Origin of the sequence: Ruminococcus sp. CAG:330, from assembly GCF_000437175.1 — a bacterium.
Taxonomy (GTDB): domain Bacteria; phylum Bacillota; class Clostridia; order Oscillospirales; family Ruminococcaceae; genus Ruminococcus_C.
On record NZ_FR897968.1, the window covers coordinates 1 to 520 of the forward strand.

General features: G+C 53.3%; 1 protein-coding gene. It reads left to right on the top strand.

Features of this window, described 5'->3' with window-relative positions; translation table 11 throughout:
- The coding region (locus QZL66_RS00085; RefSeq protein WP_293601724.1) for an Ig-like domain-containing protein at positions 1 to 520 on the top strand (520 nt) is incomplete at both ends.

Here is a 520-nt window from a genome sequence, read left to right on the forward strand (position 1 = left end):
ACCACGACAACCACAACCACGACAACCTCCGCCAAGGAGACGAAGCCGGAGGAGACCACGACCACCACGCAGCCCAAACTCAAGCTCACCGCAGCAGACAATAAAACGGAGTTGCTGGAAAAGGGCGGAAAGCTGCAGCTGACGGCAGACCCGTCGGACGGCGTAACATTCAAATCCAGCAGTGACGAGATTGCGACAGTGGACAGCAGCGGTTTGGTAACCGGTCAAAAGGTTGGCACTGTGACCATCACAGCCCACAAGGACGGCTACGAGGACGCAACCATTCAGCTGACAGTCAAAGATGCGACAAAACGGGTGGATGTTAGCAATGCAGCAGCTGGCAAGAAGATAAAGATCAAGCTTACCGGCGGTGTAGCAAATCAAACTGTAAACGGCTGTTATGGATACAGTTATCAGGATTCTGGTAAGTGGGATTGGCAGCAAATCTACTGGGAACAGACGCTTGACGCAAACGGCAGCGCAGAGTGGGAGTACCCCGTACCGAACGACTTTGGAAATA